This is a genomic window from Pseudomonas sp. 22515 (assembly GCF_052044625.1).
GTDB classification, from domain to species: domain Bacteria; phylum Pseudomonadota; class Gammaproteobacteria; order Pseudomonadales; family Pseudomonadaceae; genus Aquipseudomonas; species Aquipseudomonas alloputida.
The window spans coordinates 1-593 of the sequence record NZ_JBQENN010000076.1 but is presented as its reverse complement, the minus strand read 5'-3'; the positions used below and the strand labels follow the sequence as shown (position 1 = coordinate 593).

The window sequence follows — 593 nt, the reverse complement described above, 5'->3', positions numbered from 1 at the left end:
GCCAATGACGTCTACAACAACGGTTCGACCGTCAGCGTCACCATCGAGAACGCCACGGGCGGCAACTTCGAACAGCTGACTCCGAATCCGACCCCAGCCTCGACTGTCATCAATGACAGCATCGATACCGTCACCGTAAGCATTGTCAGCAATGGCAATGTGACCGAAGACCAGCAACCTTCCTTTACTGTGAAAGTTAGCCAGCCGCTGGACCGTCCGTTGACCGTAACCCTGTCGAACGGCGACACCGTGACGATCGAAGCCGGTAAGACCGAAGTCGAGTACAAGACCTCGGTTCAGGGCGATGACGTCTATCTTGATGCAGGCTCCATCACGCTCAGTGTTACCGACGCTACAGTTCCGGGTGCCACCTTCGAGAAGCTGGCCTTGGGTGGCCCGGCTACGGTTGAGATCTCGGACACTATCAGTGAAGTGGTGGCCAAACTGACCGCCACCCCGTCGGTCACCGAAGGCGGCGAGATCACTTACACGATCACGCTGACCAACAAAGATGGTCTGCCGATCAACAACCACTCGGAGCTGTACTTCAAGCTGACCGACGGCACCACTGTCGTCGTGGCAGCGAACAGCAC

Annotated in this window: 1 protein-coding gene; it reads left to right on the top strand. The window is 57.3% G+C overall.

Features of this window, described 5'->3' with window-relative positions; genetic code table 11:
* Positions 1-593, top strand: a 593-nt coding sequence (locus tag ACTJJN_RS27005; protein ID WP_440781797.1) for an immunoglobulin-like domain-containing protein, incomplete at both ends; no start/stop codon positions are given.